Origin of the sequence: Agarivorans sp. QJM3NY_33 (genome assembly GCF_050870865.2) — a bacterium.
Lineage (GTDB): Bacteria > Pseudomonadota > Gammaproteobacteria > Enterobacterales > Celerinatantimonadaceae > Agarivorans.
The window spans coordinates 2,054,421-2,075,072 of record NZ_CP194039.2; the positions used below are offsets into that span (position 1 = coordinate 2,054,421).

Below are 20,652 nucleotides of genomic sequence, written 5' to 3' on the forward strand. Positions count from 1 at the left end.
CCAGAGCCCAAGCGAATGCTTGGGCTCTGCAGCGTTTGGATTTCGCCTAGTTATAACTATACAACTTAGATGCTTGCTGAAATTTGACCCGACTGGTAATTGTATCACCGGTTTCTAAACGATGGGTATTCAGGGCATCCTGATTTTGATTTCCTCCACCATGACTATAAACCACCACCCGGTCACGCTTTTTACTCTTTAAGCTCATCATAAAGCGGACTAGATCCCGTCGTTCTAGTTTTTCAATACAAGCGGCCGCTGCTTGGCGCTGATTAAAGCTGAGATCTTTATTACCAATGCTGACCCAAAAGCGCTGAGCGCGGGTGCGCATGTTACTTTCCCGCTCTAGTATTTGAGCAATTAAACCCTGTTTACTATGACGCCATTGGGCATCACTTAGTTCAAACATCAGTACAGGGAAATCATCGAGAAAATCGTTGATGGCATCAAGCAAGGTTTGTGGGCGGCCATGCGGGGATTGCACATAAAAAATAATCCCAGGGTGGCGATTTAGGGGAAGATTACCGGTGCCAACGATGTAGCCCAATTGCTGTTTGGTTCGTAATTCGTTGAAGAAGGTAGAAGTCATTATATGATTACTGAGGGTATATAGGGCGATATTTTCAGAGCTTAGATCATCACTTTGGTAATAAATCATTAAGGCAGAGTCACTTTGTTGGCAATCAACCTCATATAGCAGTGTACCTTGACCTTGAATACTAATCAGTTTTCGCGGTGTTTCTTTTGAGGGGATGGTATTTGGAGAGACCTCTTGTAGGATAAATGTGCCTAACTCAAGGATTTCTGATTGCGGCCAATTTCCATAGGCAAGCATTTCGATATGAATGTTTTGGTAGAGCGTTTTCACAAAATCAGGCAAGTGTTCTAACTCGACGTTGTTAAGTGCAGCTAATAATTCGCTGGGTGGCGGATTGTTTGGTTGTAGTAAAGATGTGAGCTGACTGAACAGTTGTGAGATTGGTTTTATTTGAGTTTGATTTTGCCAATGTTTACGCAATTGCTGCTTAATGATGTCAAAACGGGCGCGTTCAAAGTGACCAAACTTGCGATTATTTAAGATCATTTTAAGCAATAGAATTTGTTTATCGCTGAAACCGGATAAATGTAAAGTATAGCCCCCCTGATGAGCATAAAGCTGATAAGACATTCCAGCTATCTCTGCTTGATAAGTCATTTCGCTGAGATGATCGAGCATCAACTCAACCATCAGCCGAGTACAAACAATATTTCGAACCGAGGCGACAGCATAACTAGAGTCAACCGATAAATAGAGATGGCCCTTAGGCACTTTAAACTCGGGTTCATTGCTGAACCATAAACGAAAACCAGCTTGATCGATTAACAGTTGTGGTTTTGCTTCGTGACCATCAACTTTGGTGAGTGGGGCCTTATTGTAGCTGAGAAAAGGGTTGCTGCTGGGGAGTTGCAAACCATTCAGTAATTTTGGGCTAGTCCAGCGCGCTAAACGCTCAGCTTCGATACTTTTGACTGCATAAGGGGTGAAGTACCATTTTGCTACTTTGTCACATTGTTGATTGGGGGATACCACATTGATCCGCATATTGTGTGGTTCTAATTTACTTAGGCAGTGCTTGATTAAATCGTGATCATAAGACTCCATAGCATAGTCTGCGTATATCACGTCTTCTGCGGGGTAGTGCTGGAGATTAATTGCAAGATGTGAGACGAAGTCGATTGCTCTCGATTTTTCTTGATATAAAAAAGCACGTTCAAAAACTTGTTGTTTTTCTTGATAGCGCCAAGCTTGCAAACCTTGTTGGTTGATGAGCTTTAAATAACTAAAAGTGGCATCAATAATTTGATCAATACATTCGACACCTTGATCGGTCAGACTATAGCTAATCGAAAAATCTTTAAAATTATGACCGCTAATCCCCCCACCGGCTGCCATCGAATTAATTAGGCCTGCGTGACGTAATAAGGCCACTAAGCTGCCAGGTCCTTCATAGCCGAGTAAATGGGCGATATAGGTGAGCGGTTTAGTGCGATAGAACTTATCCATATTGCTAAAAGCAAAACTTAAGCTTAATTTTTTTACTTCTTTGACTGCTTGAATATGGCTTTCTATGCCGAGTTGTTCAGCCAAATATAAAGGGGGGAAGCTCAGTGGTGAGACATTTAAGCGTTGGATTGGACTAAATAATTGTTCTACGTAAAGTTCCAGGGTATCTAAAGCTTGAGGGCTAATTAATGCAAGAGTCATTAAATCTGCGGAATAGTGGCTTTGATAAAAGTTAATTAAATCATCGCGAATCGAAGACTCAGCATTGTCGCTTAAGGTATCAAGGTTACCTACCGAGAATTGACTAAAGGGGTGCGCTGGATTAACCGTTTCTTTGTGTACTTGGTAAATTCGACGTACATCATCTTTGAGTTTGAGCTGGTATTCAGAATTTACCGCCTGGCGTTCTCGCTCCACTAAATCGGGATTAAAACAGGGGCAAATGAAAAATTGACTAAAGCGGTCTAATGCTTCATCGAACCATTGATGTTCAATGTCGAAATAGTAGTTAGTATGTTCGGTCCCTGTCCATGCGTTGTTGCTGCCACCATGACGATTAATGAAACTTTGATATTCGCCAGCCACAGGGTAAGAATCCGTACCCAAGAATAACATATGTTCGAGGAAGTGCGCCAAGCCCTCTCGCCCCTTTGGATCGTTAAAATGACCAATGTTTACCGCCAGAGAAGCTGCTGACTTTTGCACGCTTTCATCTTGAATTAACAGCACCTTAAGACCATTGTCGAGGGTGATTGAACGATAATTTTTCGGATCATTGGGGCTGATACGCAAGGCAAGTGTCCTTGTTGAAGTGAGTCATATGATTATCAGTCTCTTGCGAGGAGCTTGCAAACTCTGATGGATGTTTTGTGGCATTTCAATTAAATTAGCAGCCGAAGAATCAAATATACGCGTTTATTCACCCTTATTAAAAAGAAGAATCATTCTATGCAAGTTTTTATTATGCGCCATGGCGAAGCAGAGATGTTTGCTAACACGGACAGCGAACGGGCGCTTAATCAAGCAGGCTTACAAGAAGTTGGCAAAATGGCGGCGTACCTAGCACCTAAACTGACCAAGCTTGACTATGTCTTGCTCAGTCCTTATTTGCGTGCGCAACAAACATGGCAGTGTTTGGCTGAATACTTACCTGAGCCATCTAGATTAATTGAAATGGAAGAGTTGACGCCTTCAGGAGATGAAGCGGCAGTGATTGGTTTAATTCATGAGCTCGGGATTGAACAACCGACAGCAACCGTGCTTGTCGTATCACATTTACCCTTGGTGGGTTATCTGGTGGGGGGGCTGGCTGCGGAAGCTGGTGCACCTTTGTTTAGTACCGCGGCCGTGGCTGAATTGAGCCTTACGGATAGTCATGATTTAGTTTCCTTACAACATCCAATTAGCTTGTGATATTCGGTTTTATATACTATGACAGTGTTGTTTGACCAGTTTATTGTTTAAAATCACAAAGGTTCCTAGTTTTTTGTACTTTTGGGATCTGGCTCGCGGAACCATTAATTAAGCTGCGAAAGTCTTAGAACAAGCTAAACTCTACTTGTATCATGATTGTGTTGAAACAAGTAGTGGACGCCTCAAATGAAAATATTTTCACGTTATTCGCCAGTTAAAATAGCTCGTTATGTTAAAGCATTTTTTAAAGGACGCTTGTATATCCGAGGACGCGGAGCTTATCAATTTCAAAATGGCAAGTTAGCCACACTACCGAATTATAAAACAGGCAAGCATCGGCAAACCGTGGCTGAAGTCAATCAACAAATTGATGACTTCAGAAAAAAAGCGGCTTAAAGCCGATCTGTATTTGATGAAAAAAACCACTCTAAAGAGTGGTTTTTTCATATCCGGACTGAACCAATATGAGTAAGGCACTGGAGCCGCCGTGGTCTTTCGGCGCTTGATGAAAGGCTAATACCGCAGGATGCTGAGCAAGCCACTGAGGCACCTTGGTTTTCAGTATCTGTTGTCCATGACCATGCATTACCGAGGCAACATGGTAATGTTGTTGTTGGCATTCCACCAGCAGAGCGGCGATTTCTTGTTTGGCCTGACGCTGTGTGAGTCCGTGTAAATCTAACAAAATTTCAGGTTCGTAATCGCCCCGGCGTAATTTTTTTAGCTCATAGGGATCACAATCTGTACTTTGCCAGCGCATTGGTCCTTCGTCGGGCAGTAGCGGATGGTATTCATCAGAAAAGAAGAATTGCGCATTATTTAACAGAGCGCGTTGCTGTTTTTCCCTTTGTTGGCTTTTTTGCTTGATTCGTGTGGGCTCAAGACTTATTTTATCTTGTTTTATCTGGCGAACCCCTTTGAGGGCTTCCTTGAAGGCTAAAAAATCTTCGTCAGTTGGTTTTTTCATTTATTAATATCAGTTGTGCCTGAAGCCATTTATGGGTGATTGTACTTAATCTGGAGGCCAAATTGGAAAAGATATTTATCGAAGAAGCAATCGATGACTTACACACTATTCAAGATATGATCCGCTGGGCGGTGAGTCGATTTAATGCTTCAGGTGTTTTCTATGGTCATGGAACAGATAATGCCTGGGATGAAGCGGTGCAATTGGTGTTACCAAGCCTTCACTTACCCTTAGATGTTGATCCCGAAGTGCGACATGCTCGATTGACTCGTCAAGAACGTGGTCTGCTGGTGGAATTAGTGGTGAAGCGAGTTCAAGAACGTTTACCCGTTGCTTATTTAACCAACAAAGCATGGTTTGCTGGACTCGAGTTTTATGTGGATGAGCGGGTATTAGTGCCTCGCTCGCCCTTTGCTGAATTGATTGAGACCCAATTTTCTCCTTGGTTAATTGAGTCTCCGCAGCGAATTTTAGACTTATGTACGGGGAGTGGTTGTATTGCGATTGGTTGTGCTTATGCCTTTGCAGAGGCTGAAGTAGATGCAGTGGATATATCCGAAGATGCGCTTGCAGTCGCAGAAATTAATATTCAAAACCATGGATTAGAGCAGCAAGTTACGCCAATCTTGTCGGATGGTTTTAAGGCACTACAAGGCTTAACTTATGATTTGATTGTGAGTAATCCGCCTTATGTTGACGCCGAAGATATGGGCAATTTGCCTGAAGAGTTTAAACATGAGCCCGAGTTAGGCTTAGCTTCTGGGTTTGATGGTTTACAATTAACTAAACAAATCTTGGCTGAAGCAGCAGCACATTTAAACCCGAACGGCTTATTGATTGTTGAGATCGGTAATAGTCAAGTTCATATGCAGCAGCAATTCCCAGACGTTCCTTTTACTTGGATCGAATTTAGTAATGGCGGGCATGGGGTTTTCATTATTAGTCGTGAGCAATTGTTAGACTGCGACTCGCTATTTAAACAGTAAGGATAGAGTGAATGGCAGGAAATAGCATCGGCCAACTTTTTAGGGTGACGACTTTTGGTGAAAGTCATGGTGCAGCATTGGGCTGTATTATTGACGGTTGTCCTCCAGGCTTAGAAATCAGTGAAGCGATTATTCAGCAAGATCTGGATCGTCGTAAACCAGGTACCTCTCGTTATACCACCCAACGTCGTGAAGCGGATCAAGTAAAGATATTAGCAGGTGTTTTTGAAGGCAAAACTACTGGTACTTCAATTGGTTTAATGATTGAAAATACCGATCAGCGTTCGAAAGATTATTCGAACATTAAAGATATGTTTCGACCGGGGCATGCCGATTATACCTACCATCAAAAATATGGTACTCGTGATTATCGGGGTGGTGGTCGTTCTTCGGCACGAGAAACTGCAATGCGGGTTGCTGCTGGGGTGATTGCGAAACAATATCTTAAGCAACAGTTTGGCGTGGAAATCCATGCTTACTTGAGCGAATTGGGTCCAATTAAAGCCGAAATTATTGATTTTGAACAAATCGAGCAAAATCCATTTTTCTTTCCCGATGTGAGTAAGCTCGATCAATTAGATGAGTTTATGCGAGACCTTAAAAAAGAAGGTAATTCTATTGGCGCCCGTTTAAGTGTGGTGGCTACGCAAGTACCTGTAGGACTTGGTGAACCCGTGTTTGATCGATTGGATGCCGATATTGCGCATGCATTAATGGGCATTAATGCGGTTAAAGCGGTAGAAATTGGTGATGGTTTTGCCGTCGTCAATCAAAGAGGCAGCGAACATCGAGATGAAATGACTCCCGAGGGCTTCAGTTCGAATCATGCTGGCGGAATTCTGGGGGGGATATCTTCGGGTCAAGATGTGATCGCCCATATTGCGTTAAAACCAACCTCCAGCATTACCGTTCCGGGTAAAACTATTGATAAATATGGTCAGCCGATCGAAGTTGTCACCAAGGGGCGTCATGATCCTTGTGTGGGGATCCGTGCAGTGCCAATTGCCGAAGCGATGTTAGCGATTGTATTAATGGATCATTGCTTGCGTCAAAGAGGGCAAAATGGCACGGTAAACACCGAAACGCCCATTTTGCGCTAAGTTAAATTTTGACGCGATATAGAGCCCTTAAGTTATCGACTTAGGGGCTTTATTTTGCCTAAACTGAGAGGCTCAGTGATGATTCTTGATGATGTCGAACAGTTGATTGGTTTGTTTAATCAAACTTTTGTGTCTTTTAATACGATTTTGGTCGAAGGCGACGAAGAACCAATTTACTTACCCGCCGATCAACGCTTTAGTCAACATCGGGTGGTATTTGCGCATGGCTTTTACGCCAGTGCCTTACACGAAATTGCTCACTGGTGTATTGCTGGTAATGCTCGACGTCAACTGGAAGATTATGGTTACTGGTATCATCCTGATGGTCGTGATCAATCGTTGCAGCAAAAGTTTGAACGAGTTGAGGTAAAACCACAAGCTATCGAATGTGCATTTTCTAAAGTGGCGGGTCGTACTTTTCAAGTGAGTGTAGACAACTTATCGGGTTATCAAAGCGATCGGCAAGCTTTTAGCCAAGCGGTACAGCAGCAGTTTTTAGATTTTCAAAAACAAGGTTTTCCATCTCGTGCTCAACAGTTTATTGAGGCTTTAGCAAAGCTACGAGCATCATTAAGCGGGTAACTCTGAGGGACTCATGATTAAAATTGGTTTGTTGATTAATCCGGTGGCTGGCATCGGTGGTAGTGTTGCTTTGAAGGGATCCGACGAAGTGGTTGAGCGCGCTTTAGCGATGGGAGCAGAAAAGAAAGCGATGCAGCGTGCGGTTCAGGCTTTGCAATGTTTAGTACCTTTGGCGGAGCGTTTTTGTGTCTTGACCGCATCGGGTGAAATGGGCGAACAAGTATGTCAGCAATTGGATTTTAATCATCGCGTACTCTATCAAGCCCATTCGCCAAGCAGCGCTGTGGATACCAAGGAGGCTGCTGCCCTGCTCAGCGAACAACGACTGGATCTACTGGTTTTTGTTGGTGGAGATGGCACCGCCCGCGATGTGCTTAGTGTTGTTGGATCGCAACAAAACTGTTTGGGTATTCCTGCCGGATGTAAGATCCACTCTGCCGTATATGGGGTCACGCCAAAGGCGACCGGGATGGTGATTGCAAAGTTGCTACGTGGTGAGATCTTGAGTTTGAAAGTTGCTGAGGTGATGGATATCGATGAACAGGCTTTTCGTCAGGGGCGGGTGCGAGCTAAGTGTTTTGGTGAAATGCGAGTGCCTGATGAGCTTCATTATGTACAAGCGACTAAACAGGGCGGCGTGGAAGTCGAAGACCTTGTGTTACAAGATATTGCCGCAGAAGTTATCGAATTAATGGACGACCAGCAGTTTATTGCAGGATCGGGGTCGACTGTTGCCGCAATAATGCAGGAGTTATCACTAGCTAATACGCTTCTGGGAGTAGATTTGGTTAAAGATCGTCAAATCCTTCAACAGGATTTGACCGAAGCGGAGTTGATAAATAGAATAGCCTCCGTAAAAACGCAGTTATTACTAACAATTATTGGTGGCCAAGGTCATTTGTTTGGTCGAGGCAATCAGCAACTCAGCCCTCGGGTGTTGCGATTGATTGGCCGAGAAAATATTGTTGTGGTAGCGACTAAAACTAAACTTAAATCTTTGCATGGACGCCCGTTGATAGTTGATACTGGCGATACAGAACTAGATAAATATTTATCTGGAAGCATCAAGGTAATTACTGGTTACCGCGATTATATTATGTATCGAGTATCGAACCCTGAAAATGAGGTTACCGATGCTCAAAAATTATGTCTCCCTACTTCAGTTGTTCCTGAATAGTTACGAAAATAATCTTAATGCGCCGCCAAAAAATGTGGTGCAGTATTTGAACGATCACTTGGGAGTCGCTGTGACTCAAACAGAGTTAAGTCGCTGTCCGATGATCCATAGTTTAAAGTCTCACATGCATATGGCCTTACTTGATGCTTACTTTAATGGTGAGACTGATGAGACCATGCAGCTGCAAGCAGAAGCATTGTGGCGTGATATGATTCAATTTGCCGACAAACAACAGCAAGACATTACTGCGGTTGCTTAAAAATGGATTCAAGTCGATTTTAGTGTCTGGGTAGGATTATCGTTATACTAAACTCATTACTGATTGATTTTGCTTGCTCAGGTCCACTATGACTAGGTTTAAGTCGATAATTTAATGAGTCGAATGGCTAAAAAAGCAAAGCCTTGGCTTTGCTTTTTTTATTTGTTTTACTCTGGTTGATGGACGCTGGTTTGATTACGGCCTTGATCTTTACTTCGGTACAAGGCTTGGTCGGTATTGCTTAGCCATTCTTTCTCACTCGCTGTCTGTTTGTCTAGTTGGGCGATGCCTAAACTAATCGTAAAGGGGACTTCTACACCTTTAACTAACGGGTTCATCTGAGCTACTTCCAGACGTAACCGTTCAGCAAAAACTAAAGCATGTTTGGCGTCAGTATTGGTGAGGATGATTGCAAACTCTTCTCCGCCATAACGCCCCGCAATATCGGTTTTACGCATAATGTTGCGTAATGTCTCTCCAAGTAAGCTGAGGATTTTGTCTCCCGTGGGGTGGCCATAGTTATCGTTGATATGTTTAAAATGGTCAATATCAAACATCAGCAGCGATGTTGGTTGAGCCGTTCTGACATAGCGCTCATATTCTTGTTCCAAGCGATCTTGCCAGTAGCCACGATTGTAAAGTTGAGTGAGCTTGTCGGTACGACTGAGCACCTTAAGTTTTTCGTTTACTTTTATGGTTTCGAGTCTGTTGACTGCGCTATCGGTAACATCATAAATAATTAAACTAATATGAGTTACCACGCCGGTTAGAGAGGTGAGCGGGATAATGGTGATATTTTGATACATAAAATCTACCGTACCAGTGATTGGCCGATAGTTTTTAAATGGAAATACATGAGGACGTTGCTCCCAGGTTGTGAAAGCGCGGTTTTTTAAAAAAAATACCGAATCGATCTTATGTTTTAACCAGTCTTCGGGAAGCTCTGGAAATAAGCTAAATATGCTTTGGCGCTGGGCTTGGTCGGCGCGAAGACCACTATGCGCCTCCATAAAATTGTTCCAAATTTGAACATTATAGTCTTTGTCTAGTACGACCAAACCGACATCGATGGTTTGTATCATGTCTAGCATCCAGTGGAACTCGTTCATTTCATTTTGATGTTGGTTCATGATGATCAAATAAGTAAGAGATTTTATTGTTAAGTGTTGGCAAGGAATCTTCGGTAATCAACAGTAACAAGTCACATTGAATATTGTGCTTTTCAATGGTGTAGTTGATCTCAATAGCTAAAGTTTTTTGCCAGCGATGGGTATTGTTTGCGATTAGTTCACTAAGATTACAATGTTGACCTAATACAACGGGGTGTCCTTGTGAAAAGCCAAGGTCGAGTTGATCAGAGACGCCTTGTAAACATGCCCCAATCAGAATATTGGCGATGTCCATCAGCACTTCCAGTTGACCGTTATCGTCAAGTTGTCCTTTATATTTCATTAATTTAGACATATCGGTGAAGCTTGAATCATGAAATAGCAGTAACGCCTCTCCGGCAATACCTGCACCAATGAAACCTTGGCATACAGCTGACATTTGTTCATTTTCTTCAACCGAGCTCAGTGCCATATGTAGTTCACTGGTTTCCAAAATGTTGACATTGGGGATGGGTAATACAATAAATGTATCGAGCAAGCGAGCGAGTAAATCAGCGGCTCTGCCCATGGCAACGTTGGCTATTTCCTGATAATGGTCTCGATAATCAACGATTTTGGGTGACAAAGTGTCTTTTGCAGGCGCGGGCATTTGGTCTAAAGCCGCTAAATCGCTCTCTAACTCGAGTAATTGCTGGGACTCAACGATGCCATAAGCCAATAGTATTTCGTCAATTTTGGCTTTGTTTGTCGGTTTTTTTATAAAATCTAAGGCGCCGAGTTGTTTTACGCGAGAGTAGGCTTCTGGCTGAATATCTCCAGAGACTACAATGATCAGTGCTGGTAAATCATTGCTTTGAACTTGCTGTAGTACTTCGTAGCCATCCATGATTGGCATGTTTAGGTCGAGAAACACCACATCGCCTTTTCCTTGGCGAATTAAGTCTAAGCCTTCTTGTCCATTTGTGGCAAAGCTGATCTCGACATCCCAGCCTGGCGGTAGACTACGTGCCATTTGTTTTCTAGCGAGATTGGAATCATCGCAGATTAAAATAGGTAACGACATAATATATTATCAACTCTCCTTGTCTTTTTACAGTATGAGACGAAATGCCTTGTTTGCTAAGGCGGAAGCGGTAAAAGTTTACATTGAGGGGCTGCGCTTTGACGTTCTTCACAAAAACAGCCTTGGTTTTATATCTAAAGATAAGTTTAGTCGAGAAGTATTTGATTATTCGTTAAAGTTTTATGCTTAACTAAAACAGCTGATATGCTGAAAGCTCAAGTATTTAATATGTCCAATGACTTAAATCTCGATTTCGTGCCGATAATCGATTATCTAGAGGACCAAATGTGAGACGAGCGAAATGGAATGGTAGAGTTATCCTATTGGTTTTTATATTATTTTCTCCAGTAGTCCATGCTGCGTCGGTACAAAGCGAGATCGAATATTATGATGTTAATGCGGGGGATTTAAAGCAACTTCGCGCTCAACTCATGTCTGAAGGCCCGCTGAAAAGAGGGCATCATTATAGTATTTCTGGACAATATTTGTTTAATTGGACTCCGAAAGTTGCGCGTAGAAACGCGCGTTGTGAGTCTTTAAGTCCCGAACTATTGTTACGCGCCGAGTTAATTATGCCGCGCTGGATAAGCCAAAGTAAAGCTGACTTTGCGACTCAACAATCATGGATAAGCTATATTGCTGCGGCCCAGCAATATCATCAAAAAATTGCTTGGCTCATTGAACAAAGTGCAGAACGTTTTGTTCAACAAACCAAAGGCTTGTCGGCTGCTGGTTGCCAACAACTAGAAGCGCTTATCAATGCTAAAGGGCGAGCTGCTTTAGCGAATGCGCGGCAAAAAATCCGAACCTACCAACGTCAAACTGCCTATGGTGAATCATTAGGTTTAACGATACCTTAATTCTAAGGGGCGATTTTTAAGTAGGCGTCGATTCCAAAATCGGTGTGGATGCAGATTATTTAAGGTGGATAGCTTCACAGGGATCGGTTCTTCACAAAGCTGAGCAGCTAACAATTCACCAGCAAAAGGCGCACTACAAATACCACGTGAACCAAAGCCTGTGGCAACAAAACAGCGAGGATAGGCGGGAGGACTTTGCTTCTGCCAGTTCAGTAAATAGTCGGGGTGATAGATCCGTTCTAGATCTGGTAATTGTCCTAATAGCGGGAAGTGGTCTCGCACTACACAGCGTATCGCGGCTCGGCCTTTTAGGTCCGCAAATTCAAGTTGTGTATTCCAACTTTGGGCTTGGCAATCGCGCAACGACTGTAAGTTCTCTTGGCCTTCTTGCTCATTGAGCTGGGTCTCTAAGTTGTTTCTTTTATAGCTCGCGCCAATGCAGTGTTGTTGATGATTGGCTGGCGTGAGGTAACCCTCATAACATAAGATTTTCTTTAGTTTAGAAAGCTGCGGGCTGCTCTGAATATGGCTCACTTGGCCACGCACTGGAGTGAGTGGTAATTGACGGCCTTGCTCTAACGCTAACAATTGGTGCGCATTGCAAAAAACTAGATTGTCATGCTCAATAGTGGCGTTTTCGAAGTGCAGTTGAACGCCTTGCTCTGCAATATCGAGTTTTTTAAGCTGATGCTGATATTGAATATTTAGTAGACCGCTATTTTGTGCCGCAATTAATAGCGCCTCAACACATTGCTTGGCATTGATCCAGCCAGCTTTAGGATAATATAAGGCTTCACTGGATAATTTTAAGCCCGCCAATTCACTCGCTAGTTCGGCAGAAACTATATCGACCAGCTCCTTAGGATAACCTGCTTGCACAATATTTTGATTTTTTTTGGCTGATTTACTATCGTGGCTTAATTGCAGTAGCCCACAATACTGATGTTCGATACTCAAGTTCTGTTGTGTTAACTGGGCAATGATTTGCCGTTGGTAGTTGAAGGCGTGTTGAAAAAAGTCACTCACATGTGGCTGATTAGGACTGAGCAGGGGGTAAACCGCACCTTGTCGATTCCCCGACGCTTCGGCTGCAGCTTGTGTCGCTTGTTCGTAAATGGTGACTTTGATGCCCCGCTTAACTAGCGCATAGGCGAGGCTGGCACCTGCAATGCCAGCTCCGATAATCGCAACATCGTCCTTTGCCTGGATGCCTTTACGATGATATAAACCTTGCGCTAGGCTAGGCAGCTCTTGAGCTGCCTGATATTGGCCGATTAGCATTTCTCGTTTTCGACCATAGCCTTTGGTTTTTCTTGCCTCAAAGCCTGCACTGATTAAGCCTCGTCTGACAAAACCTGCGGCGGTGAAGGTGGCGAAGTTAGCTTCAGGAACGGACAATTTTGCCATACCATTAAATAAATCCTGCGACCACATGTCGGGATTTTTACTGGGAGCGAAGCCGTCGAGAAACCAGCTATGAACTAAACCTTCGTCGGGGCACGGTATTTCGGGAAGGTGCTGATGCACATCGCCGACCCAAATATCTAAGGTGATCGCAACCGGGTGGCTAAAATTTATGCGATGACATCCTGGTGTCATAATCTCTGGATAATATTTCACTAGCTGGCTGGCAAATTCATTTAATTCGGGCCACTGAGCTAAGGCTTGGCTTAGATCTTTTACTGCTAAAGGATGTTTTTCAAAGCTAATAAAATGCAGTCGTTTGACAGCCGTTGATGGCTGCTGAACTAAAAATTGTTGGTAGTGTTGCCAGGTGGCTAGAAAATTAAGGCCAGTTCCAAACCCGGTCTCGGCAATGACATAGCTGGTTTTATTGTGGTTAAGCCAACGTTCAGTAAGTTGATTTTGTTCAATAAATACATAACGACTTTCGGCTAATCCATTATCGATAGAGAAATAGACATCGTCGTAGTCGGTCGCCACTGGTGTGCCTTCGGGACTCCAATGGATGGTTGCAATGGTGCTGTTGTTCTCATTATTTGTCGAAGACAAAATTTAACCTCGATTTTTACTAGAAAGTTTAAGCGTACACGTGTACTCTCATCCGACCAGATTAAGCTGCAAAATGGGTAACATAGCAGCAAATACAATCCGTGAGACCATCTGATGAAAAGAGCAGTTATCACCGGGCTAGGTATTATATCTAGTATCGGTAACAATAAAGAAGAAGTATTAGCATCATTGCAGGCTGGTAAGTCAGGCATTACTCATTCAGCTGAATTTGAAGAAATGAAGTTGCGTAGCCAAGTATGGGGTGATTTAAAAATTAATCCTGCGGAGCATATTGATCGTAAGGTCATGCGTTTTATGGGCGATGCTGCTGCGTTTTCATATATGTCTATGGAGCAGGCGATAGCCGATGCGGGTTTAGGCGAAGCTCATGTATCTAACGAGCGCACCGGTTTAGTGGTGGGTTCCGGTGGTGCGTCTTCGAAAAACCAAACTGAAGCTGCCGATATCTTACGGACTAAAGGTGTTCGTCGTATCGGCCCCTACATGGTGCCGAGAACGATGTCGAGCACCACCTCAGCCTGTTTAGCAACACCTTTTAAAATAAAAGGTGTGAACTATTCAATTAGTAGTGCTTGTGCAACCAGTGCACACTGTATCGGTCATGCTCTTGAGTTAATTCAATTAGGTAAGCAAGACGTGGTATTTGCGGGCGGTGGGGAAGAGTTGCATTGGAGCCTGGCTATGGAATTTGACGCCATGGGCGCTTTATCAACCAAGTTTAATGAGACACCAGAACTTGCTTCTCGTACCTATGATACAGACCGTGATGGTTTTGTAATTTCAGGTGGTGGCGGTATGGTGGTGGTTGAAGAGCTTGAACATGCACTGGCTCGGGGCGCTAAAATTTACGCTGAAATCGTCGGTTATGGCGCAACTTCTGATGGTTATGACATGGTTGCGCCTTCGGGCGAGGGCGCAGTACGCTGTATGCGTCAAGCCATGCAGAATCTGACGGGTGATATTGATTATGTGAATACTCATGGTACCTCTACTCCTGTCGGTGATGTAAAAGAGTTAGGGGCGATTCAGGAAGTGTTTGCTGGTAATAGCCCTCTGATTAGTGCAACTAAAGCGATGACGGGTCATGCGCTAGGGGCCGCAGGTGTACATGAAGCAATATATTCTTTATTGATGATGGAAAATGACTTTGTTGCACCGAGCATCAACATCAATACCTTGGACGATCAAGCCGAAGGACTGAATATTGTGGTCAATCAAGCTCAACCGGCCAAATTAAATCGTGTGATGTCGAACAGTTTTGGTTTTGGTGGCACAAATGCCACTTTAGTGATGGAACGCTTTCAAGACTAAAAACCTAGTGCTAGGTGAATGAGCCGCCAGCAGGCGGCTTTTTTGTTTTTTAGATCTCTGAACTGGTATTTTTCACTAAAAAATAACGCCGTGTATCTGCAAGCTTAAAGTTCACCGAACTCTCGCTTGTGTTATATTGCTGCTATTGAAAATCGTGGATTGCAGTTGAACGCGAAATGAAAATAGTTGTAGATGAAAATATCCCCTTCGCCCAGCAAATATTAAGTCAACATGGCAAAGTTGTGCCAGTCGATGGACGGACGATGCGGGCTGAGCAGTTGCTTGATGCGGATGCGCTGCTGGTGCGCTCGGTAACCCAAGTAAATCGAAAATTGCTTGCGCAGGCGCAAAATCTGAAGTTTGTTGGCACCGCAACCATTGGTACCGAACATGTCGATCAATGCTATTTGGCGCAGCAAGGGATTGCCTTTGCTAGCGCGCCGGGCTGTAATGCCGTTGCGGTTGGTGAATATGTTATTACTGCTTTGCTGGCTGCGGCTGATTTTCGTCAGCAGCCTTTACAAGGTCAAACGATAGCGATTGTTGGCGCAGGTAATACCGGGAGCCAAGTCGCTAAATGTGCAGCTGCAGTTGGCATGCAAGTGTTGTTGTATGATCCACCTCTGGCCGACCTGGGACAGCTAAGTCACTCGGTAAGCTTTGAACAAGTGCTCGCTGCAGATATCATTAGCTTACACGTACCTTCGACTAAAACTGGCGAATATCCAAGCTACCATTTGTTTAATCAAACGGTGTTAAGTCAGCTGCAGCCTCGGCAAATTTTAGTCAATGCTTGTCGTGGAGAAGTCATCGATAACCAAGCGTTATTAGCTTTGGCCGAGCAGCAATTGGCACCATTACTTATTTTAGATGTTTGGGAAGGAGAACCAGCGGTGCTGACTCCTTTGGTTAAGCATGCATTTATCGCGACACCACATATTGCTGGCTATAGCCTTGAAGGAAAAATGCGTGGTACTAGTATGGTTTATCAGGCCATGTGTCAAGCTTTAGGCTTAAAGGTGAATGATATTAGTGACCAGCTATTGCCGTTGGCCGAGTTTAATGAGATCCGTGTTGCGGCATTATCTAGTGAGGCACAACTGACCAAACTGAGTCAGTTGGTGTACGATATTTTTGCCGACGATCGACGCTTTCGAAGTCATGGTTTAAGCCCAGAAGGCTTTGACCAATTAAGAAAACATTACCCGCAGCGCCGCGAATTTAGTGTATTGCGGGTGGTTAATCAAGAGAAGCAAGCTGAGTTAGCTCAACTTGGTTTTAATCGTTAAGAGAAAAAATAGATGCAACAGTTTCATAATGTCGCCATTATTGGCGCCGAAAGTGAGTTAAGCCAACATTTGTTGAGTGAGCTTGAACAACGTGAGTTTCCTCTGGCGCAGCTTTTTCCCATCAATGTAGAAGCTGAAGTCGAAGAAGATCGCCAGTTAAAGTGGCAAGGGCAGTCAATAGATGCGGCTGATCCGCAATTAGTGAATTGGTCAGAATTGAGTATTGCTTGGTTAATGTCTAATCAGGAATCCGCTCTCGATCTGGCTGAACAAGCCTGTCAGTTGGGTTGTATCGTGATTGATATGGTTGACGCGAAACCTGAAACTGCGACTTGGGTTCATGCAGACCTTAACCCCGAACATATTGCTGAGGGGGTCACCGAGCGTTGGTTGTCTTGTCCTTCTAGTTTGGCCGGACAGCTGTCTTTGTTGTTGCATATCATTCAGCAAGATGTCGAGCTTGAGCGGGTCGAAGTGAACGCGCTGCTTAGTGCGGCCAACAAAGGCAAAGCGGGGGTTGATGAGTTAGCGGGACAAACAGCGCGTTTGTTAAATGGTCTTCCTGTAGAAGCCAAGCTTTTCCCTCAGCAATTAGCCTTTAATATGCTACCTGAACAGGGAAATGAGCTGCTACAGGGGAGCAGTGAGTTTGAAGCTGAGTTAAGTTTGCAATGTCGCTATCTGTTGCAAGCCCCTGAATTAAGTATCAATGTTAGTGCTATGCATGTTCCAGTATTTTATGGTGATAGCTTGTCTGTGCATCTATATGCGACTTATGCTTTAGATAGACTGACTATTTGTGAATACTTGGAGCAACACTCCGCTTTTGAATTGATAGAAAACGAATTGGTGACCCCCGTTAGCAATATTGCGAATAGCGATACCATCTCGATTAGCCGTTTAAGGCAGAATTTGAGTGATGAACGTGGCTTGAATCTTTGCTTGATGGCTAATAATCCATTAGCGGGGGTGGTGAAGAATGCTGCGCAGATCGGCGAAACCTTGATAAAACAATATATTTAATTGAGTAAGCGGTTTAGATTATTGACACTGCGCCGATAACTCTAGTTGAGGAAAAGCGCAGTAAAATGGGATCTAGGCGTAAACTGTTAGCTGTTTAGCTAGATCAGCTTTTGTTAGCTGGTTATATTAAAGAGATAACAAGGATTGAGTTATTCAGTCTAAAGGATGAACACAAGGAAATACTATGGGGCGGAAGATTTCCCTCGTTGCATTGTCAGCCGTTTTATCACTGATGGTATTAAGACCTGCCATTGCCGAAGACAATGGAACCTTTTATGTCGAGTTAGTTGGCCCCGACGAAGTCGTTGGAGAGCCTGAGCCGCAAATTTATGGCCCAGTACGCAGCAACGATACCTTATGGGCGATTGCCAGCCTAAACCGGCCCTCCCGCTCAGTCAGCGTATATCAGATGATGTACGCGATCTTGAAAAAAAACCCACAAGCCTTCAATAACGGTAATATAGATTCGATTATTAATGGTAGCTTCTTAACCTTGCCTGTTGCGGCAGAGGTGGAGTCTGTTAACCATCAAATGGCGGTGAATGCATTAGCGCCAAAACCTAAACCGAAACCTGTCAAAAAGACTGTTGTTACCAATCCTACAGCTAGTTCAGCGGTTGAAAAACCTGTAATGGCCGAGTCAGTAAAGGTTAATGCAGCGGCTTTAGAGCAAACAGAGCACAATTTAGATTCCTTGCGTGACAAGTTAGAAACTCGTATCGACGAGTTAGAACAACTGAAACGTCAAGAATTTGATGTATTAAAACAGCAAATGGATGAGTCTAGCCAACAAATGATGGGTTTGGCTGAAGTCAATCATCGGATGAAGATGCGCATCCAAGAGTTAAGCGATGAATTGGCTGGTATCCGTGAAGAATTAAATGAAAACCGTAAGAATCAGACGCAAATATTACAATTATTAGAAAAGCCCAAAGTTGATGTTCTCGAGAACCAACCGGAAACCTCCTGGATGTCTGAGTTTTTCTCCTCGCCGCTGAATATTGGCTTAGTTGTCTTTATCCCTATTTTGCTCATTGCTTTAGTGATCACCTTAGTGCTTCGGCGTAAGGCTAAACGAGAGTTGGAAGAGCAAGATAAGGAAATGGCTGAGTCGACGATTTCGTTAATGGATGAAGAAGATGAATTTTCTAAGTTATTTAGTGAAAATCTAGATCCTGAAGATGAATCCTCAGATGAATTTGCGAGTGACTTTGCTGAAGAACCCGATTTAAGTGTTGAAGACGCAACATTGGTCGCCGACGAAGACTCGGATGATTTAGAGCCAGAAACAGAGGAAGCTAGTTTTGAAGATTTTGCATCCACTCAGCAGAATTTAGAAGATGAGATAGCGCTTGATGAAAGCGAAATGTCAGCTTTAGATGATTTTGAGATGGATGATTTGGTGCCTGATGATACTGATGCCCCGCTAAATACATCAGAGCCAGAGGAGGACGCCGATTCGATCATTAGTGCCGATGATTTAGCCGCGGCTTTAGCTTTGGACGATGATGAAGATCTATTTGATGTTGCCAAAAGCGAGCCACTCGATGAATCTGAAGAGATATCTTTTGAAGATGCGTTAAAGCAGCAGCAAGCAATGGAGGCGGAACTTTCAGAGGTTAGCGATCAAGATAAAATAGACCTCGATAATATTGATTTATCAGAAGACTTGGTTAATGACGAGCTAACCGAGCAGGCGAGCACTGCAGCGCCTGAAATTCAGGAAGAGTCTCCGGAAGCTGAAGTTGGATCGGAAGATGAGTTTGAAACTGAAACTGAAACTGAAACTGAAACGCCGCTCGCTACAGAGCTGGAATCTGAGTTGGTCGACTTTGATTTAGATGATGATCAAGTCGGCTTGGCAGATATAGAATTAGCAGATCCGACTATCGAAGATGAGAACGATAGTAACCAGTTTGCTGAAGCAAGCCAACCAGAAGCGCCATTAGACGTCGATTTAGCTAACTTAGAGCTTGAGAACAACGTCGTTGACATTGCTGCGGTGTCAGAGGTTTCAGCTGAGCCTGAGCAGGCTATGGATGCTGATGACGATATCGATGGGATGTTTGCTGATTTTGGTGAAGATATCTTTAAGCAAGATGCGGAACCAACGGATAGTGAGCTTCCCTCCCGTAGCGAAATCGAAGCACGCGAGTTTGTGGATATCGACATGTTGCTAAATGATGCCGATGAGCAGGAGGGTGATGATAATGATCCCTACGATAAGCCAAGTTTAGATCTGGAATTAGACTCTTTCCCAGACGTCTTACCGCAGGATGATAAGACTGATGTTGATATTAATGCAGAACTTGCTTCGAAGTTAGATTTGGCGAGAGCCTATTTAGAAATTGATGATCAAGATGGTGCGAAAAAGATTTTACAGGAAGTCATGGTCAGTGATGATCAGTCACTAAAAAAGGAAGCCGAAGACTTACTCGCTCGTTTTAGTTAGCATTAAGACCAACAATGGTTTTATACCATTGTTGGTTCAATTCTGTTCCGACCCGTCCGGCTCGATATTTACAGCATATTGTCGCTATCCCCCTTAACGTTGAATAAGCGGTGACTTTATTCAGTCATTTTTTTATTATATGCGGCTAAAGTTATTACTAGTGGAAAATTATGCGCATTGCTCTGGGCATCGAATATGATGGTGCCGGTTATTTTGGTTGGCAGCGCCAACGAGAAGTAAAATCAATTCAACAAGAATTGGAAGCCAGCTTATCGGTCGTGGCAAATACGAGTATTGGAGTACAGTGTGCAGGACGTACCGATGCTGGCGTGCATGCCACGGGGCAGGTGGTTCACTTTGATTCGCCTGTTGAGCGAAAGATGGCTGCATGGACCCTAGGTGTTAATGCCAATTTACCTAAAAATATTGCGGTACGTTGGGCCCAGCCTGTGAGTGATGAATTTCATGCTCGCTTTAGCGCAACGGCTAGGCGTTATCGGTATGTTATTTATAATAGTCGTTATCGCCCTGCGGTGTTGTCCCAAGGGTTGAGTTTCTACCATCATCCTTTAGATGTAGAATTAATGGAGCAGGCTGGACAAGCATTATTGGGTGAGCAAGACTTTACTTCATTTCGTGCGCTACAATGTCAAAGTCGTAGCCCCTGTCGTCGCTTGGAGCACTTGAAGGTGACCCGGTATAACGATTATGTTGTCGTAGACATTAAAGCGAATGCCTTTGTGCATCATATGGTGCGCAATATCGTGGGTAGCTTACTCAAAGTCGGGCAAAAAGAACGTCCCATTGAATGGATCGCTGAATTGTTGGCCCTGAAGGATCGAGCACAAGCTGCTGCAACCGCGAAAGCTGCGGGCCTATACCTGGTAAAGGTTGATTATCCGCAGCAATTTAATTTACCGGAACAAGCAATGGGGCCGTTGTTTTTGCCAGCAAGTTAAAAAAAATGTAACGTGATGAAGGGT

General features: G+C 43.7%; 18 protein-coding genes. 13 read left to right on the forward strand and 5 right to left on the reverse strand.

Annotation, left to right across the window (positions count from 1 at the left end):
• Positions 1-46: 46 nt before the first annotated feature.
• Positions 47-2,836: an insulinase family protein gene (locus ACRRSY_RS09365; protein ID WP_432463046.1), complete on the reverse strand. Its 2,790-nt coding sequence runs from the start codon at positions 2,834-2,836 to the stop codon at positions 47-49.
• A gap of 156 nt (positions 2,837-2,992) precedes the next feature.
• Between ACRRSY_RS09365 and sixA the strand changes: the two genes are divergently transcribed.
• The gene (sixA, locus tag ACRRSY_RS09370; RefSeq protein WP_432453477.1) at positions 2,993-3,457 is read left to right on the forward strand and encodes a phosphohistidine phosphatase SixA; all 465 of its coding nucleotides are present in this window, start codon (positions 2,993-2,995) and stop codon (positions 3,455-3,457) included.
• A gap of 186 nt (positions 3,458-3,643) precedes the next feature.
• Positions 3,644-3,853, forward strand: coding sequence for a DUF1107 family protein (locus ACRRSY_RS09375; RefSeq protein ID WP_432453476.1), 210 nt, complete (start codon positions 3,644-3,646; stop codon positions 3,851-3,853).
• Between the two features lie 31 nt (positions 3,854-3,884).
• On the opposite strand, the gene smrB is transcribed toward ACRRSY_RS09375, so the two are convergent.
• Positions 3,885-4,424: an endonuclease SmrB gene (smrB, locus tag ACRRSY_RS09380; RefSeq protein WP_432453475.1), complete on the reverse strand. Its 540-nt coding sequence runs from the start codon at positions 4,422-4,424 to the stop codon at positions 3,885-3,887.
• Between the two features lie 62 nt (positions 4,425-4,486).
• Here smrB and prmB point away from each other — a divergent pair, with 62 nt between their 5' ends.
• The 5 genes from prmB (at position 4,487) to ACRRSY_RS09405 (ending at position 8,528) form a co-directional block, all read left to right on the forward strand.
• On the forward strand, positions 4,487-5,410 hold the full coding sequence (gene prmB, locus ACRRSY_RS09385; RefSeq protein ID WP_432463047.1) for a 50S ribosomal protein L3 N(5)-glutamine methyltransferase: 924 nt from the start codon (positions 4,487-4,489) through the stop codon (positions 5,408-5,410).
• 11 nt (positions 5,411-5,421) lie between these two features.
• Entirely contained in the window at positions 5,422-6,510 is a 1,089-nt protein-coding gene (gene aroC, locus ACRRSY_RS09390; protein WP_432453473.1) for a chorismate synthase, read from the forward strand.
• Positions 6,511-6,564: 54 nt separating this feature from the next.
• On the forward strand, positions 6,565-7,092 hold the full coding sequence (locus ACRRSY_RS09395; RefSeq protein ID WP_432453472.1) for an elongation factor P hydroxylase: 528 nt from the start codon (positions 6,565-6,567) through the stop codon (positions 7,090-7,092).
• A gap of 13 nt (positions 7,093-7,105) precedes the next feature.
• Positions 7,106-8,269 (forward strand): ATP-NAD kinase family protein, encoded by a 1,164-nt coding sequence (locus ACRRSY_RS09400; protein WP_432463048.1) that lies wholly within the window; start codon positions 7,106-7,108, stop codon positions 8,267-8,269.
• 70 nt (positions 8,270-8,339) lie between these two features.
• Positions 8,340-8,528: a hypothetical protein gene (locus ACRRSY_RS09405; RefSeq protein ID WP_432459192.1), complete on the forward strand. Its 189-nt coding sequence runs from the start codon at positions 8,340-8,342 to the stop codon at positions 8,526-8,528.
• Positions 8,529-8,695: 167 nt separating this feature from the next.
• Here the strand turns inward: ACRRSY_RS09405 and ACRRSY_RS09410 are convergent, their stop codons facing one another.
• Entirely contained in the window at positions 8,696-9,658 is a 963-nt protein-coding gene (locus tag ACRRSY_RS09410; RefSeq protein WP_432453470.1) for a diguanylate cyclase, read from the reverse strand.
• Entirely contained in the window at positions 9,639-10,700 is a 1,062-nt protein-coding gene (locus tag ACRRSY_RS09415; protein WP_432453469.1) for a response regulator, read from the reverse strand. Before ACRRSY_RS09415 ends, ACRRSY_RS09410 begins: the two co-directional genes overlap by 20 nt.
• 287 nt (positions 10,701-10,987) lie before the next feature.
• Here ACRRSY_RS09415 and ACRRSY_RS09420 point away from each other — a divergent pair, with 287 nt between their 5' ends.
• The gene (locus ACRRSY_RS09420; RefSeq protein WP_432453468.1) at positions 10,988-11,560 is read left to right on the forward strand and encodes a DUF922 domain-containing protein; all 573 of its coding nucleotides are present in this window, start codon (positions 10,988-10,990) and stop codon (positions 11,558-11,560) included.
• Here ACRRSY_RS09420 and mnmC read toward each other — a convergent pair.
• On the reverse strand, positions 11,546-13,573 hold the full coding sequence (gene mnmC, locus ACRRSY_RS09425) for a bifunctional tRNA (5-methylaminomethyl-2-thiouridine)(34)-methyltransferase MnmD/FAD-dependent 5-carboxymethylaminomethyl-2-thiouridine(34) oxidoreductase MnmC (RefSeq protein ID WP_432463049.1): 2,028 nt from the start codon (positions 13,571-13,573) through the stop codon (positions 11,546-11,548). The genes ACRRSY_RS09420 and mnmC overlap by 15 nt on opposite strands.
• A gap of 114 nt (positions 13,574-13,687) precedes the next feature.
• On the opposite strand from mnmC, the gene fabB reads away from it, so the two are divergent.
• The 5 genes from fabB (at position 13,688) to truA (ending at position 20,628) form a co-directional block, all read left to right on the forward strand.
• The gene (fabB, locus tag ACRRSY_RS09430) at positions 13,688-14,905 is read left to right on the forward strand and encodes a beta-ketoacyl-ACP synthase I (RefSeq protein ID WP_432463050.1); all 1,218 of its coding nucleotides are present in this window, start codon (positions 13,688-13,690) and stop codon (positions 14,903-14,905) included.
• A gap of 176 nt (positions 14,906-15,081) precedes the next feature.
• The gene (locus ACRRSY_RS09435; protein ID WP_432453465.1) at positions 15,082-16,194 is read left to right on the forward strand and encodes a 4-phosphoerythronate dehydrogenase; all 1,113 of its coding nucleotides are present in this window, start codon (positions 15,082-15,084) and stop codon (positions 16,192-16,194) included.
• A gap of 12 nt (positions 16,195-16,206) precedes the next feature.
• Positions 16,207-17,217, forward strand: a complete 1,011-nt coding sequence (locus tag ACRRSY_RS09440; protein WP_432453464.1) for an Asd/ArgC dimerization domain-containing protein — start codon at positions 16,207-16,209, stop codon at positions 17,215-17,217.
• Between the two features lie 184 nt (positions 17,218-17,401).
• Positions 17,402-19,669 (forward strand): FimV/HubP family polar landmark protein, encoded by a 2,268-nt coding sequence (locus tag ACRRSY_RS09445; protein WP_432453463.1) that lies wholly within the window; start codon positions 17,402-17,404, stop codon positions 19,667-19,669.
• Positions 19,670-19,839: 170 nt separating this feature from the next.
• Complete coding sequence (gene truA / locus ACRRSY_RS09450) at positions 19,840-20,628, forward strand: tRNA pseudouridine(38-40) synthase TruA (RefSeq protein ID WP_432453462.1); 789 nt, start codon at positions 19,840-19,842, stop codon at positions 20,626-20,628.
• Positions 20,629-20,652 lie beyond the last annotated feature (24 nt).